The sequence below is a fragment of the Scytonema sp. UIC 10036 genome (assembly GCF_009725235.1).
This window is the reverse complement of record NZ_WJFC01000029.1, coordinates 76,468-91,966: the sequence shown is the minus strand read 5'-3', so window position 1 is coordinate 91,966 and position 15,499 is coordinate 76,468. Positions and strand designations below refer to the sequence as shown.

The window sequence follows — 15,499 nt, the reverse complement described above, 5'->3', positions numbered from 1 at the left end:
TTCAAAATTATACAATTTTCGATTTTTCATTTTGTATTTTGTATTTTTGATTATGGATTAAGATATTTTGGATTTTGTATTAATAGAATTTTGATTAAGAGATTTTGGATTTTGGATTTTGGATTAAGAGATTTTGGATTTTAGATTTTAGATTTTGGATTGCAAAAGCGTTGCGGATTTAATTTCACCTATCTATAACTGTCGCATTCTTTGTTCAAATTGGTCTTATCTTTAGGAGCATACTTATGAAATACTTACTCAACCTCCGGACTGCTGTAACTGTCAATCGCGTAACAATGGGCGTTTTCTTTTTCGTCTCTGGTATTGCTAATTATCTCAACTTTAACGTTCCTAATGGTTTCTACCAAACTGTCCTGACTCAAAAACTTCAAATCATCGGTCCTGGAATTCCACCAGGTTGGGAAGGTATAGGACCGCTCCCTGGGTTAATTGCTATTCCCTATGCTTGGTTACTACCTTTAGCAGAAATTGTACTGGGTGCATTGTTTGCTCTCAATTATTGGGTACGGTGGACGGGATTGCTCCTGATTCTTATGACATTTAGCATCATTCTGGCATTTGGTATCGTACCTGCTGGCAGTTTATTTCCTAATGGAGCAGAAAGCTTTAATAAAAACATTTTATTCATGACTTTAATCTGGATGTGCATTGCTTACGAAGCTTACGAACAAAAAATGAGCCGCCGTCGCGCCCAAGCAGCATCCGATTATGCTCTTACCGCTTCTAACAACGATATGTAAAACCTTTACTTGGAGAAAATCAATGACCTCTTCACATTATGATTTGATTATTATTGGTACTGGTGCAGGTGGCGGTACACTGGCTTATCATCTTGCTCCTACAGGTAAGAAAATTCTGATTTTGGAACGAGGTTCTTTTTTACCTCGTGAAAAAGCAAACTGGGATACGGTTGAAGTGGTTCAGAAAGACCGCTATCACACCAATGAAGCTTGGTACGACCAAAAAGGGCGCGAGATTCATCCCGGTACTGGATATTTTGTAGGTGGTAACACGAAAGTCTATGGTGGTGCTCTCTTTCGTTGGCGCGAACAAGATTTTGAGCAGGTGATTCATAAGGGCGGTATTTCTCCAGAATGGCCTTTGAAGTACCGTGATTTTGAACCTTATTATACTGAGGCAGAAAAACTTTACGAAGTTCACGGTAAGCGTGGTTTAGACCCGACTGAACCATCTGCTAGTGAGGAATATCCTTATCCGGCTATTCGTCACGAACCGCGTATTCAAGAAATTCACGATTCTTTACAAGGAGAAGGCTACCATCCATTTTATTTGCCACTTGCTATTAAGCTCAATGAGGTGAACCGTCGTTTGAGTGCCTGCATTCGTTGTAATACCTGTGATGGGTTTCCTTGTTTAGTCGATGCTAAAGCAGATGCTGATGTGAATTGCGTGCGTCCCGCAGAGAAGTACGATAACGTCACGCTAATAACGCAAGCCAAGGTGAAGAAACTACATACAAGTCCTTCCGGGCGAGAAGTGACTTCTGTGGAAGTCGAAATTAATGGAGAAATTTGTTTCTTTTCTAGCAGTATTGTCGTGGTTTCATGTGGCGCGATTAATTCAGCAGCTTTGTTATTGCGTTCTGCAAGCGATCGCCATCCCAATGGATTGGCAAACAGTTCCGATCTCGTGGGACGTAATTTAATGAAGCATCAAAACGGAGCGATGATTGGAGTCAGCTTGAAATCCAATCCCACGGTATTTCAAAAAACTTTAGCAATTAACGATTTTTACTGGGGTGATGAGGATTTCGATTACCCTATGGGACACGTACAGTTACTGGGGAAAGTCAATGCAGACATGATTGCCCAGGAGTCTCCATCGGTTTTAGGAGCTTCTTTTCAGGAGAGACATACTTTTGAGGCGATCGCGACTCACTCCGTAGACTGGTGGCTCACGGCGGAAGATTTGCCCGATCCCAACAACTGCGTCACACTCCGGGGTGATTCTATCCAGTTGAGTTACACAGAGAACAATACTGAAGCTTACAACCGTCTCGTCAATCGCTGGACAAGAGTCTTGAAAATGATTGGTTGTGGTGAACGGATTATTCCTTATTCCTTCTATTTCCGCAAAAAAATACCGTTGCAAGGTGTAGCACATCAGTGCGGTACTTGTCGCTTTGGTGAAGACCCCAGAACATCAGTTCTCGATCTCAATTGCCGCACTCATGACGTTGATAATTTATATGTGGTAGATGGAAGTTTCTTTTGTTCTAGTGCTGCTGTTAATCCTACGCTGACAATTATTGCGAATGCTTTGCGCGTTGGCGATCGCATCATTGAACATTTGGTTTAAACGGTCATTTGGCAATGGTTGATTTTGTTGCCTATCTGCTTTGGGATCTAGCTGGTTATAGCGTTCTTCGGGATGTACTCCACCTGATTCGTTAAGAACTTAATTAGTTAGTTATCAGCTATTTGTGTTTTAACTTTGTAGTTGCAATGCATGCGAAGACAGCGCAACTACAAACCAATGAATTTATAAGTCATTGGCTAAATCTGGTATTATTTTCCAGTTTTATAAAGGCTACTTTTTTTGCGAGTGTTTTAGTATTTATAAAGGTAAACTGATTGTAAAAATACTTCCTTCTCCTAACTTTGATTGCACGCTAACACTACCTCCCATTCCCTCTACAAGTGTCTTGACAATCGATAAACCCAAACCACTACCACCAGTTGCATGGCTGCGAGATTCGTCTACCCGGTAAAATCTCTCGAAAATACGTGCTTGGTGTTGTAGGGGAATACCGTAACCCTCGTCGCAAACTTGGATAATCGCCTTGTCTTGAAGTTGATATAATTTAAAAATTATAGGTGTACCAGAGTCAGAATATTTAATAGCATTATCGATTAAATTCAGTAACACTTGTTTGAGACGACTGTAATCTACTTTGACCTCAATTGGGTGAGGTGGTGCCTCAATAGTAATGACGCGATCGCTATATTTCTTTGCCATCATAACAATTTCTTCAATTAAATCATTGAGTACGTAAGATTTCATTTTAAAGTGCAAATAACCACTATCTGCACGTGCTAAATCTAGTAAATCTTGGAGCAGGCGGATGGTACGTTCAGCTTCTGATGCAGCAGTTTCTAAAGCTTCTTGTTGGAGTTGAGTTAAATTATTCTGCCGTCGCAAGACGCTCTGCAAGTAACCATGTACAATTGTCAACGGTGTACGTAGTTCGTGAGAAACATTACTTACAAATTCTCGCTCTTGTTCCCATGATTCGGAGAGACGCGATAACAGCATTGTTAAGGTTTGAGCTAATTCTTTGACTTCACTGGGTGCATTGTTCAGGTAGAGCTGTGCTTGTCCCAAGTCCTCTACAGAGATGACTGCTGTCATTTGATTGAGTTGGCGCAAAGGCTGCAGAGAATGCTTGATATAAAATGAGATAGCAATTGTGAGGACAATAATTGCCAAAATACTAATAATAACTAAGCTTTGTACCATAAGCGCAAACGTTGACTGTTCGCGGGTGATATTCTTAACTACAAATAAATCACCAAGTAGCTTACCTTGAACTTGCACAGCATTTTCTGATAAAATAAAGTAGCTTTGGTTAATTTTGTAAACTTGTGCTTTAAGCGGCATCTGAGTTAAAGACATTAACTCAGCTACCATAGACTTAGATAAAAAACTTAAATTAGTCGATTGTGCCAAGATTTTCCGTTCGGGGCTTTTTATCCATAAAAATGTATTGGTATTTTCTAAATTTTTAATAGCCTTTTGTAGTCCAGTTTCAGGTTGCATCATTTCACTATAGAGTTGCACATCCTGCGGTAAGCGTTGGGCTATGTGTTCTATGTTTTGTTTGTGACTATCAATCAAAATTTGCTGCATTTTCCAACTCGTCCATGTAGCGACACTACCTAATACCAAGGTAGAAAATACAGCCATACCAATTGTTAGGCGTAACTGTAATGAGAAAGGATCTAGATTTTTCCAAACATTTCTAATGTATTTCACGGGTTTTGGGCGAATAGAATTCACTATGATGAGTCAGAAATAAGATTTTTCAAGTATTTCTTAATAAAAAGATATATCAATTGATGAGATATTAAATTAATTTCTGCTGAGAATTAGATATAAGCTCCTCGACTTCTCTTAGAAGTCGAGGAGCTTATATCTTGCACCTTCTCGTCCTGCCAAGGTGACTCCTCATCCAATACTTGTCGGTTAAGCCTAAAAACGCGAAAACACTTACAATTTCCGAGATCCCTGGCAGTATTGACTCCTCATCTTCTCTCTCTGTGCCCTCTGCGCCTCTGCGGTTCAGTAAATTACTTTTGAACCGCAGAGGCGCAGAGTACGCAGAGGTAAGAGGTGAGAGAACTACTAACGTCCTAAAGTTTTTATCCGCCTAGCCCCATACGTAAAATCGGAAAGAATAACATACTTTTTATACAACAAGCACTGGTTTTTCCTTTTCAATTTCTGGTTTTTGATGTTGTGCTTCATACTCACCAAATTGCTGAATAAGTTTAGCAACTAAACCTGTCCACCCAGTTTGATGACTTGCGCCAATTCCCGCTCCATTATCACCGTGGAAGTATTCATAAAACAGAATTAAATCACGCCAATGAGGGTCAGTTTGAAACTTTTCAGTTCCACCATAAACAGGGCGTTGATCGGAAGAATTCCTTAAGAAAATTTGCATGAGCCGTTGCGATAATTCAGCCGCAACTTCCCAAAGAGTCATCATTTGACCGGAACCCGTTGGACATTCTACTTTGAAATCGTCTCCCAAATAGTAATGAAACTTTTGTAGGGATTCAACAAGGAGAAAATTTACTGGAAACCAAATGGGACCGCGCCAGTTAGAGTTTCCACCAAACAAACCTATGCTGGATTCAGCTGGTTCGTAATCGACTCGGAATTGAGAGCCGTTCACATCAAAAATATAGGGATGTTCGGCATGAAATTTAGAAACTGCTCGGATACCGTAGGGGCTAAAAAATTCGCTTTCGTCCAACATTTTTTGTAAAATGTTTCGCAATTTATCTCTGGAAACAATTGCTAATAATCTCCTAGCACCTATCCCTTGTGTTTCCATACAAGCTACATTTCGCCGTAGATCGGGGCGGTTTTCTATAAACCATTCGAGTCTCTGTTTAAAAGCAGGAAGTGCTTTTAAAGTCTCAGGTTCGATGGTTTCAATAGCAAATAGAGGAATAAGTCCCACCATTGACCGGACTTTTAGCGTAATTTCTCGTTCTGGTAGATGCAATATATCATAGAAAAATCCATCTTCTTCGTTCCACAAACTGGTTTTTTCCTCGCCAATATGAGTCATGGCATCGGCAATGTAAAGAAAATGCTCAAAAAATTTAGTGGCAATATCTTCATAAACTGGGTTAGTTTTTGCTAGTTCTAGTGCTATGACGAGCATATTCAAGCAATACATCCCCATCCAACTCGTACCATCAGATTGATTGATATGTCCACCTGTGGGTAGTGTTGCACTGCGGTCAAAGACTCCAATATTATCTAATCCCAGGAATCCTCCTTGAAAAACGTTGTTCCCTTCAGCATCTTTACGATTGACCCACCAGGTGAAATTGAGCAATAACTTCTGAAATACCCGTTCTAAAAACTGTCGATCGCTACGTCCATATATCTTCTGTTCAATTTTGTAGACGCGCCAAGTTGCCCATGCATGAACGGGAGGATTAACATCGCTAAATTCCCATTCATAGGCGGGAATTTGTCCGTTAGGGTGCATATACCATTCCCGCGTCAAAATATCCAATTGATTTTTAGCAAAATCGGGGTCAATCATCGCTAAAGGAATACAGTGGAATGCCAAATCCCAAGCAGCAAACCAAGGATACTCCCATTTATCAGGCATAGAAAGAATGTCTTGATTGTTGAGGTGAAACCATTCACGATTTCTGCCATATTTACGTTCTTTTGGTGGAGTAGCAGAATCGCCTTTCAACCATTTTTCTACATCGTAGTAATAAAATTGTTTAGTCCACAGCATCCCGGCGAAGGCTTGTCGCTGTACATTTCGCATATCTTTGCTCAGTGAGAAAGGAGTCAGATTTTGATAAAATTCATCTGCTTCTTGTTTGCGAATAGGAAAGATTGTCTCGAAGTCTTTGCCAAAAGTTTCAGCTAAATTGGGTATATCACTCAATCGCAATCTTATAGTTTTAGTTTCACCAGCATTAATACTAGGTGTATAATGAATTGCAACTTTTGTGCCTCTTTTATTTGGATTAATTGCTTCTTGTTTATTATGTATAATGTAGTCATTAATACCATCTTTTACATAAGGAGAAGCATTAGAAAACCCAAACAACTTTTCGTTATTGGTTTCGTTTTCGGTAAATAACAGATCTGTTTCTTCTTCAAAGTACATCCATTTTTTGCCTAAAGATGGATGAGAGGCTTCTATGGTATTGTGATGACCAAACTTAGTTGCTTGGAGTGTTGGTTTAACTTCTTCTCCATTCCAAAACCAGGTATTTCTAAACCACAGGGTAGGTAATAAATGCAGTGTCTTTGCTTCCGGTCCCCGATTCACAATCTGAATTTGAATGAGAATATCTTCAGCAGAATTTTTTGCATATTCAACGAATACATCAAAGTAGCGGTTTTCATTGAACACACCTGTATCTAAGAGTTCAAATTCCGGTTCTTTACGGCTGCGGTGTTGATTTTCTGCTACTAGTTGAGCGTAAGGAAATGCTTTTTGTGGATATTTATAAAGCATTTTCATGTAGGAATGGGTGGGTGTATTGTCAAGATAAAAGTAATATTCCTTAACATCTTCCCCATGATTTCCTTCACTTCCAGTGAGACCAAAGAATCTTTCTTTAAGAATTGGGTCTTCACCATTCCAAAGTGCGATCGCAAAACAAAGCTGTTGTTGTTCGTCAGAAATTCCAGCTATGCCATCTTCACCCCAGCGATAAGCACGAGAACGAGCTTGGTCATGAGTGAAGTAGTCCCAAGCAGTACCGTGAGGGCTGTAGTCTTCTCGCACCGTTCCCCATTGGCGATCGCTTAAATAAGGTCCCCAGTTACGCCATTTTGCTTGATTGTTTCTCGCTGCTTCTAATCTGATTTCTTCTTGAGTTGGAGTTGTCATTATACATTATCTCCTGCGATTAGCATACTCTGATTGAGTTAAATTATTTATTATCTGTACTTTCTCATCTACACCTTAAGTAAGACTGATCCCTTGATGAAAAATTGGCAGTGAAAGAGTTAAAGACAAATACAGCATAGGCTCAGGAAAAACTCATCTGATTGCGATCGCGCTCAGTTAAACATCGGCTCTAAGTATTAACTTCTAACTATAACAAACTCCATTGCTACTCCATTGTGGCGATAAAAAGGGATTATCCTGAATTTATTTTTACATGATGGTTATTGCTGAATCACTTATACTACTCTCTAGCTTTAGATTATCAATTAATAACCCAGAGCCTATCATTGTATCGCCTACATCCAAGACTCCAAATCCTAATGTCAAATTTCCTGGCTCGGCAACAGTGTAAGAAAAAGTGTTCAATCCAGTTTCTGTATCAAAGTCATTTGATGAAGAACTAAAAAGTGAAGAGAAAGTATCAGAAAGCTTAAATGCCACACCATTGATTGTAACAAATGCAAAATCATTGAAATCTTCGGATATACTTTCATTCGTGAAAAAATTCCAGTCAAAACTCAAACGATCTCCTGCTTTTGCTGCAAAGGTTTGCTGAATTGCAGAGCCTTCAATCGTGTCTTTTCCTATGAGAGCATCCAAAGTGCCATTTGGCAAGCTTAAAAAAGATTCTATTACAGAATCAGAAAATACATTTAATTCTCCATCTTCTGCTGCTCCAGTTAGCAGTAGAGCACTATAAATTCCTTTAGATGGTATATTTTCCAATTCTGATTTATCAACGAATGACATACCACTAGTTGACCAGCCAGTAAAACTACCAGTGTCAAACCCTCCATTAATAATTGCAGATTGAAAAGAAGTAACATTTTCAGACTCCGAATTTACCAGTATAGAAGTATTCATGAGAAATTCTTGCCTCATCAGAACTATATTTGCTTATTTAAAGTACTACTAAAACGCCAATTTACCAAGTGAAAAAGCTGGCAAATTACTAATAATTTTAAAGCTAAAGTAGCAATCCTATCTGATTTGTGAAAAAAATTAAGTATCTTTAGGGTGGGCATTGCCCACAAGCGCCCTGTCAAGGTGTACTAACAAAGTACTAACTCAAAGCTTTATTCTTACGTTGCACCTCCAATCATAAAATTTAAAATTGAGCGCAAATATTAATTTTTGGCTTTCAAATTTTAATGGGTGCGAGGCTGAAACCCTTATAAATGTTTAGTACAAACGCTCACATTGACAGTGCTAGCATTGCCCAACTTACAGGTATTTCAAAAATAAAATAGAAGTCCTAGAACAAAACGCAAATATATCAATACTGAATAGAATACTTGGTTTTTAGTATTTGTCAAGCTTTTATTAAGCTTTAATTTTTCTATGATTTTTTTAAGAAAACCTCATGTTAATCTAAAATTTTTCTCAGGGAATTCTTAGAGTGCTTTCAGAAAAAAAATAATCGTTATGCATGAATCAATAATCAGATAAAGAGGATAATTTCGCAGTATTTAAAATACATCTTAAGATAGACTTTATTGAGTTAAATTTTTCAGGAGAAACTAGGTTTTTTCTCAGGAAAAATTCAGATTCTCCTAGCTTTTTAAATTTATATTTTTGTGGAACCCTACATCTTGCTACATATAAGCTTTTGCCGATGAGCAAAAGTTTACCAAGATATGAATTTAAGCAAATAATGACTTGAGGAGCTAACATCTATGAACCGGAAGCAGTGGTTATGGTCGGCTTTTAATGCATTAGAAGCAGTTGCTACAACGGTAGCGGTTGCCATCGCCCTACCCTTAGTGGCTATTGCTGAGTCTGGACCGGGTCCCGGCCCTTTAGGACCCGGTCTTGGTTGCAACTTTTTTCCTCCATCAGCAGCAATAGGCGCTGCTGTAGACTCATCTTACTTTGGCCCTCCACCGTCCAGTGTCAATCCTAGTTTAGTTGGTCCAGTTCAGCTTTTGAATACAGGAGAAGTTAATTTCCAAAAAGGGACTATCACAATACCACTGTATAAAGGTCAGTTGAGAACTGGCGAGACTGTCTGGTACATCTTAACGGACACCGATGATGCTCAAAATGCTAAAGCTCTCGGTCTCAATCTATCTTCCAAGCTAGCTTACTCAGCATCAGGAGTACGTACTGGGAATTTTAATTCAGCAGGGCAAATAATCTTTAACGAGGGTAAAGTTGATTTTACTCCAGAACGGCAAGTACAACCGGGCTTTAGCAATCGTCCGTTTCCGCCTATAGCCGCACAACCTGGCTCAATGGGTGATGCTGCTTACAGCCCACTGGTTCGGATTCGTAATTCAGGCGGTCATGTCTATAATGCACCAATGATTGCTTTTAACGTAGATGCCTCTCAGATTCATTTCCCTAGCGGTAACCCAGACTATAAGTTAGTCCATGATGAAGTGGTGGCCATTGACACTACCAGGATGACAGTAACTCTAAACCTGGTTAACGGCTTTAGCTTTGGTCGTCCAGTGTGGTACATATCAATGGATGCAAACGATCCAACAGTTGCTGCAATTGAAGGTGCAACCTTTGCCCCTGCTTTAAGAAGGATACAAGTGGGCAATGATGATAGCTTCTCCAGTGCTGTTGAGCGGATCTTTATTGCTGTCAATGGACCCTCTGAAAACGCCTGCGAAAACCCACAACGTCAAGGTTTGTTTGCAGCTTTAACAGATGGTTTCCGCCCGAATAATACCTTTGGTGGCATTCCAACTCTGGCTACAGATTACAGCCCACTTTGGGATGCAAACCTCTATGAGTGGACAGCAGAAGCAATTAGCAAAGGCTATCGTTCACAACTAAGAGAAGAATTTCAAATTCTGGGTCTTGTTGAAACTGGTTTCTTGACTGGACCTAACGGTGCTAAATTCGGTTCAACAGGTAACATCATTAATTGTCCAGTTGTATTCCGCTTGTTGTGATAGCTCTAAGCGATCGCAGGTAGTGGGGAGTGGGGGCGCAAGGTCACCAAACCAACGTTAATTAAAACAAACGTTAGTTTGAGAAAGCACTCATCAGTCCTCACCCAAACCTCTCTCCTACCTTCTATCCATTGGTCACATTTTGCTGGAAAATTTTGAAAGCTTTTCAGCCTTTAAAAATTGGGCTAAAAACCCGGTTTTTCTTAGCTTTCCTTCTGCCATTTGCCTTTGTCAGTGATTTTATGCAAGACAACTTTGTGATTAACGTCACTTATAATGTTATTAACATTACACTATAAATAAAAGAAATATACAGAGCATCTACCTGTACTTGACTACAGGAGATAAACCTTGATAGCCATACATAACTACCTGAACTACACTTGTATTTCACTTCGCGGAATTTTCTTTGTTAATTTATCGCGGAATTTTCTTTGTTAATTTATTGGAGACGTAGCCTACGCGACTGAATTCCCATACAGAGCCTGGGAAGGAGGCGTAAGAGGCAAAAAGTCTTTTACACCCTAGCGACGTAAGGCGAAAGTCAAAAGTTTTTAGCTTTGTAAGAAGGTAAAGGTACGGTCTTTAGCTATGCTGTTATGTCTCTCTCCCGTTATGGAAGAGAGCTTTTAGGTGAATGTTCTTAACTCTCTTCATTTATCCCCTTTTCAAAGATGGGTGTTGATCCTACAAGCCAATAGGACACCCATACTTACTTTTTTGCAAAACAATTTCATTCATCTTCCCTTCAGCATAGCTGCCTTTTTTCTTGTTAGGACTTACGGATCGCCCCCCTTTTTTAGAAGGGGGCTAGAGGGATTATCTGTTGCCAACATTTGGAGAAACGGTATCAAATTCCCAAAATACCGTTGAGGTTAGGTAAGTCCCAATACTACGTAGGTTTTGCTAAAAACTCAAATTGAACGTAGGTTGGGTTGAGGAACGAAACCCAACATTTATCAGCATTTGTTGGGTAACGCTCGTGCTCTACCCAACCTACAATTTCCGAGATCCCTTGCAGTATTGGGGTAAGTCCTGCTTGTAAAGGTTGAGTCGATTGTTGACTCAACTAAAAGAAACCGAGTTTTTGGGAGTATTGTATCGGTGCTCTAGCTCCGGTGAGGTTATTGAAATAAAGCCTATCTTTTATTGCTTAAGTCAAATGAAAATATCCAAAATTAAAGGTTTTCTTCATCCTTTCAATCGATATTCTTCACCACATATAATATCGAATTCAGAAAAAAATGGGTGGCTTCAAATAGCTTTCCAACTCAAAGGTTCGGTGCTTCAATCTATTTACAAACGCGTTTTTTGTTGCGGTTTGTTTGGTGTTTTTATTTCTGTGCTGTATTATTTAAAATTACCTGTTTCCCATCCTTGGACAGAGGGGGTTATTCCGAGTATTGTTTTAGGTTCATTACTAGTATTTCGCACAAATACTGCTTACGATCGCTTTTGGGAAGGCAGAAAAATCTGGGGTAGTATCGTTAACGATGTCCGAAATCTTGCTAGGCAAGTTTGGGTATCAGTAGATGAAAGAACACCACAGAATAGAGAGAGTAAAATAGAGATTTTGCGGTTAATAGTCGCTTTTGCAGTGGCAACTAAAATACACTTGCGGGGAGAATGCGTAAATCATGAGTTAGAGACATTAATGCCTACTGCTAAATATCTTACACTAAAAACAATGAATAACCCTCCTTTGGAGATAGCTTTTTGGATTGGAGATTATTTGCAACTACAGCACAATCTCAATTGCATAAATAGCTATCAATTAATAGCTATGCAAGAATTGTTGAATAATCTGGTAGACTGTTTGGGAGCTTGCGAACGGATTTTAAAAACTCCTCTACCGCTAGGCTATACTATTCATCTCAAACAAGTGTTATTAGTTTACTGTTTTTTGATACCTTTTGAACTCGTGGAGGGTTTAGGTTGGTGGACGGGTATTAGCGTTGCTTTGATTAGTTTTACTTTATTTGGCGTTGAAGCCATTGCTATAGAGATCGAAAATCCTTTTGGTTACGATGCTAACGACTTACCCTTAGATACTATTTGCAACACGATCAAACGCAATATTGAGGATTTAACGACCCTAATTCCTAACGTTTACTCCTATAAATATCTCCGAAATACGGATACTTTCTGGTAATCAGTATATTCCAAAAAAAAAGGAACTTTCAACAGGGAACTATTAACAAAAAGTTCCCGTTTTTTGTTAAGCGTAAAAAACGTTAGTTATGGGTTTAAAGCCTTAATGAAAACTCCTCAAAGCGTTTATTTCTCTACAATCCGCATAACGTGACCATCTGGATCTCTTACCAAAAATCCCTTTTTAAATCCCAATGTCTGCTTGGGAATCACCACAACATCAGGAGAAACAAACGTAGATTTCCTAGTTCTTAACTCTCGGGCAACGGCTTCCGCATCCTTCACGACCAACGTCGTTTGCCAGTGTAGTAAATCATTAGGACGAGCATCAGTTGGTAAAGGTCTCCCGTCTCGTGGTGTCAAGTATTCCAAAAATTCAATACCGGGACCTGCAGGGGAACGCAAAGCACTAATACGTAATTTTGCTCCTTGCACGTTATTGAGATGCTCTTGTTCTGTACCGTAATTCATACTTTCTCCCGCTAGTTTCAAACCAAGTAAATCACGGTAAAATTTCAAACTAGCTTCTGTGTTGGATACAACAATTGCTGTATGGTCAATTCCCAAAAATAACTGATTGGTTGGCTTCTGCCACTTGGGGTCACCTTTTCCCGGTGGAAAGTAAATAATCTCTAGATTGTGTCCGTCTGGATCTTTAAAATAGAAAGCGCGAATTCCTGCTGCTGCTTTGTTAGAATCTGGAATGCGTTGGGGAGCGGTGGAGGTATGTTGTACTTTGTAAGAACGCAAGTGCTGGTAGGCTTTGTCCATATCGCTGACTGCGATCGCAATATGTTGAAACCATCGGTCATTACTACGCGAATCGACTGGTATTGGTTTTCCTTTGGGTGTCAAATATTCTGTTAATTCTATAAATTCATCACCTAACTGCATCTGCACAACTCGCAGCCTTACGCCAAACAGTCCTTGCAGCTTTTCATACTCAGTACCTAACACTTCTACATCCGAAACTTTTTTGAAGGACAACACTTGGGAGTAAAACTCTATAGCTTTGTCCATATCCGACACAGTCATCCCTACAGATTCTACTGTAGAAACTACAGCCTGTAATGGTAATGTTTGGCTCTGGCTTGTTTGCGTAAAACGGTTATCTTCCCGTCGATGAACTTGCGATAGAACTGAATTTTGAGTCAGGGCTATTGTGACAAAGACGACCGAAGATACAATTGTCCCAGCAATTTTCTGACTAAATTTAACAGCCATGGCACTCCTCCATCAAACACATCCAATTTTTGCATTTTTTGTTTGATGTCCAAAAACTATTCAGTCACAATGGAAGGAGGAAGAATTTCTAAACCGTATTGAGGTGCAGTGAAGAGCAATTTTTCTAGATCTTCGGGAGTGACACCAGGTGATGTGGCGCTCTCTGATACTGGTGTACCCACTTCGATAAAAAACTGCTCCAACCCAGATGGCGTTAACCAACATAAAAATTTAGCTGGTTTTTTGCCGATGTTACGAAAACTGTGGGGCTGTCCTTTCGGGGAATGAACGAAAGTTCCCGGTGTAGCTACAATACTTTGTCCCGCAAGTTGGAACTCTATTTCACCTTCTTGAATGTAAAAAGATTCATTTTCGTGAGTGTGAATATGGGGCGGTACTGCACTGTGAGGTTGCATAACAATCTCTATCAGCGCATAGGCTTTACCTGTATCGTCGCCCTTGGCTTTAAAGGTGTATAAGTCTCCCAGTACCCAAGATGAAGAGCCTTCACTGGGTTGTAGATATATGGCGTTTGGATGAGCTGTCATAATATATTTGTTAAAAATGGGTAAACAATTGCTATGTTAGGGAAGCAAGATTGACTTCTAAACGCCCATACCTAAGTACCGTTGACATCCAAACTAACTCATTCATAAACCGTTCGAGACGGCGAATGTAGGTTTCTTTGTCAATCAAATGACCAGATTCATCAAACAAATTTTGGACGTTGCTAAAGTTGAGGTCATAGAAAATCGTCATTAGCCCCAACTCACGCATCACTGGCAAAAGGTTTTGGATGACTCGCGTACCGCCAAAAGGTCCTGCCGAAACTCCACACAACCCGACGGCTTTATGGATGTATTCTTTGAGGCAAGTATCGAGTACGTGCTTGAGCAAACCCGGATAACCGTGGTTATACTCTGGTACAACGATAATTAATCCATCTGCCCGCTCAACAGTACTGGAGAATTCAGGGTCTTTAATAGATTCACCTGCATCATTGGTGGTAATTGGAATGTTACGAATATCAATCAGTTGCGTCTCTACATCATTTCGTACTGCAATTTGCTCCACAATAAATTTGGCAACGTGCTCGCTTTGGCGGCCTTGACGGGGAGTACCCAAAATGACAGGAATGAACAGAGGGGCGTTTGTCATAATTCCTCTTTTGCGATCGGTACAATTTTGGACTTACTGAAATAGTAAGGTATTACTGCTCCTGATAGTTCCAAAGCAGCCCACCATCTACAAAAAAGGTACTGCCTGTAATGTAGTCAGCATCAGAGGAAGCTAAGAACGCCACCAGAGAGGCAACATCTTGCGGTTGTCCGAGACGACCAAGAGGAATGTTCTGCAACAGAGCACCCAACTTTTCTGGGTTGTTCAACAGCTTGGTGTTAATGGGAGTTTCAATCGCCCCTGGTGCAACGTTGTTAATTGTAATCCCTAATGAACCCAATTCAACTGCTAGGTTACGAGTTAACATCTTCATCCCACCTTTGCTAGCACAGTAAGCTGTAAAATTAGGAAATGGCAATTCCTCATGCACCGAACTGATATTGATGATTTTTCCAGTACGTTTAGTTTCAATCAAGTGTTGAACAAAGGCTTGAGTGGCGAAGAACACACCTTTTAAATTGACATTCATGACAGCATCATAATCCGCTTCTGTCACTTCCCAGAATGGCGCATGTTTTTCAATCCCAGCATTGTTAACCAGAATATCTAGCTTGCCAAAATGCTCAATACTTTCCGCTATAAGTTGACGCACCTCCGACACGCTGCCCAAATCTGCTTTCAGGGTGTAACCATGAGATTTGGGACACTGAGCCATGTAACACCGACTGCCAATAGCCTCTACCTTGGCTAGCGTTTCTTCTGCCCCTTCTGGGTGAGAGCGATAATTAATGACAACATCGGCTCCTTCTCGAGCAAGACGCAAGACAACTCCTTGTCCGATACCTTGGCTGCTACCAGTTACCAAAGCAACTTTACCTTGTAGCTTCATAAA

The 15,499-nt window shown here is 40.0% G+C and carries 12 protein-coding genes and 1 pseudogene; 5 read left to right on the top strand and 8 right to left on the bottom strand.

All coding sequences use genetic code 11. From position 1 onward, the window contains the following. Positions 1 to 245 precede the first annotated feature (245 nt). The 3 genes and pseudogenes from F7734_RS16185 to F7734_RS16175 form a co-directional block, all read left to right on the top strand. Positions 246 to 761, top strand: coding sequence for a DoxX family membrane protein (locus F7734_RS16185; RefSeq protein WP_155745668.1), 516 nt, complete (start codon positions 246 to 248; stop codon positions 759 to 761). Between the two features lie 22 nt (positions 762 to 783). Then, positions 784 to 2,340 carry a GMC family oxidoreductase gene (locus tag F7734_RS16180; RefSeq protein ID WP_155745667.1) on the top strand — a complete coding sequence of 519 codons (1,557 nt, stop codon included), beginning with the start codon at positions 784 to 786 and terminating at the stop codon, positions 2,338 to 2,340. Further along, a pseudogene (locus F7734_RS16175) lies at positions 2,340 to 2,435 on the top strand (high light inducible protein); the annotation flags it as partial. The gene F7734_RS16180 and the pseudogene F7734_RS16175, both read left to right, overlap by 1 nt. Before the next feature lie 163 nt (positions 2,436 to 2,598). Here the strand turns inward: F7734_RS16175 and F7734_RS16170 are convergent. The 3 genes from F7734_RS16170 to F7734_RS16160 form a co-directional block, all read right to left on the bottom strand. Beyond that, the gene (locus tag F7734_RS16170; RefSeq protein WP_166481943.1) at positions 2,599 to 4,017 is read right to left on the bottom strand and encodes an ATP-binding protein; all 1,419 of its coding nucleotides are present in this window, start codon (positions 4,015 to 4,017) and stop codon (positions 2,599 to 2,601) included. A gap of 433 nt (positions 4,018 to 4,450) precedes the next feature. Continuing rightward, positions 4,451 to 7,147, bottom strand: a complete 2,697-nt coding sequence (locus tag F7734_RS16165) for a glucosidase (protein WP_155745666.1) — start codon at positions 7,145 to 7,147, stop codon at positions 4,451 to 4,453. 270 nt (positions 7,148 to 7,417) lie between these two features. Beyond that, positions 7,418 to 8,071: a PEP-CTERM sorting domain-containing protein gene (locus F7734_RS16160; RefSeq protein ID WP_155745665.1), complete on the bottom strand. Its 654-nt coding sequence runs from the start codon at positions 8,069 to 8,071 to the stop codon at positions 7,418 to 7,420. A gap of 812 nt (positions 8,072 to 8,883) precedes the next feature. Here F7734_RS16160 and F7734_RS16155 point away from each other — a divergent pair. Next, positions 8,884 to 10,113 carry a hypothetical protein gene (locus F7734_RS16155; RefSeq protein ID WP_155745664.1) on the top strand — a complete coding sequence of 410 codons (1,230 nt, stop codon included), beginning with the start codon at positions 8,884 to 8,886 and terminating at the stop codon, positions 10,111 to 10,113. An 892-nt stretch (positions 10,114 to 11,005) separates the two neighbouring features. On the opposite strand, the gene F7734_RS16150 is transcribed toward F7734_RS16155, so the two are convergent. Continuing rightward, complete coding sequence (locus F7734_RS16150) at positions 11,006 to 11,182, bottom strand: hypothetical protein (protein ID WP_155745663.1); 177 nt, start codon at positions 11,180 to 11,182, stop codon at positions 11,006 to 11,008. A gap of 93 nt (positions 11,183 to 11,275) precedes the next feature. Here F7734_RS16150 and F7734_RS16145 point away from each other — a divergent pair, with 93 nt between their 5' ends. Next, positions 11,276 to 12,265 (top strand): bestrophin family ion channel, encoded by a 990-nt coding sequence (locus F7734_RS16145; protein WP_155745662.1) that lies wholly within the window; start codon positions 11,276 to 11,278, stop codon positions 12,263 to 12,265. Positions 12,266 to 12,390: 125 nt separating this feature from the next. On the opposite strand, the gene F7734_RS16140 is transcribed toward F7734_RS16145, so the two are convergent. The 4 genes from F7734_RS16140 to F7734_RS16125 are packed head-to-tail and all read right to left on the bottom strand — an operon-like array spanning position 12,391 to position 15,496. Beyond that, complete coding sequence (locus tag F7734_RS16140) at positions 12,391 to 13,488, bottom strand: VOC family protein (RefSeq protein ID WP_155745661.1); 1,098 nt, start codon at positions 13,486 to 13,488, stop codon at positions 12,391 to 12,393. A 56-nt stretch (positions 13,489 to 13,544) separates the two neighbouring features. Beyond that, positions 13,545 to 14,036, bottom strand: coding sequence for a quercetin 2,3-dioxygenase (locus tag F7734_RS16135; RefSeq protein ID WP_155745660.1), 492 nt, complete (start codon positions 14,034 to 14,036; stop codon positions 13,545 to 13,547). A gap of 31 nt (positions 14,037 to 14,067) precedes the next feature. Further along, positions 14,068 to 14,646 carry an NADPH-dependent FMN reductase gene (locus F7734_RS16130; protein ID WP_155745659.1) on the bottom strand — a complete coding sequence of 193 codons (579 nt, stop codon included), beginning with the start codon at positions 14,644 to 14,646 and terminating at the stop codon, positions 14,068 to 14,070. A gap of 52 nt (positions 14,647 to 14,698) precedes the next feature. Further along, complete coding sequence (locus F7734_RS16125; RefSeq protein WP_155745658.1) at positions 14,699 to 15,496, bottom strand: glucose 1-dehydrogenase; 798 nt, start codon at positions 15,494 to 15,496, stop codon at positions 14,699 to 14,701. Positions 15,497 to 15,499 lie beyond the last annotated feature (3 nt).

Bases quoted from the DNA above. Each gene is read 5' to 3' on its own strand.
- F7734_RS16185 (WP_155745668.1), top strand. From the start codon at position 246: ATGAAATACTTACTCAACCTCCGGACTGCTGTAACTGTCAATCGCGTA.
- F7734_RS16180 (WP_155745667.1), top strand. From the start codon at position 784: ATGACCTCTTCACATTATGATTTGATTATTATTGGTACTGGTGCAGGT.
- F7734_RS16165 (WP_155745666.1), bottom strand. From the start codon at position 7,147: ATGACAACTCCAACTCAAGAAGAAATCAGATTAGAAGCAGCGAGAAAC.
- F7734_RS16160 (WP_155745665.1), bottom strand. From the start codon at position 8,071: ATGAATACTTCTATACTGGTAAATTCGGAGTCTGAAAATGTTACTTCT.
- F7734_RS16155 (WP_155745664.1), top strand. From the start codon at position 8,884: ATGAACCGGAAGCAGTGGTTATGGTCGGCTTTTAATGCATTAGAAGCA.
- F7734_RS16145 (WP_155745662.1), top strand. From the start codon at position 11,276: ATGAAAATATCCAAAATTAAAGGTTTTCTTCATCCTTTCAATCGATAT.
- F7734_RS16140 (WP_155745661.1), bottom strand. From the start codon at position 13,488: ATGGCTGTTAAATTTAGTCAGAAAATTGCTGGGACAATTGTATCTTCG.
- F7734_RS16135 (WP_155745660.1), bottom strand. From the start codon at position 14,036: ATGACAGCTCATCCAAACGCCATATATCTACAACCCAGTGAAGGCTCT.
- F7734_RS16130 (WP_155745659.1), bottom strand. From the start codon at position 14,646: ATGACAAACGCCCCTCTGTTCATTCCTGTCATTTTGGGTACTCCCCGT.
- F7734_RS16125 (WP_155745658.1), bottom strand. From the start codon at position 15,496: ATGAAGCTACAAGGTAAAGTTGCTTTGGTAACTGGTAGCAGCCAAGGT.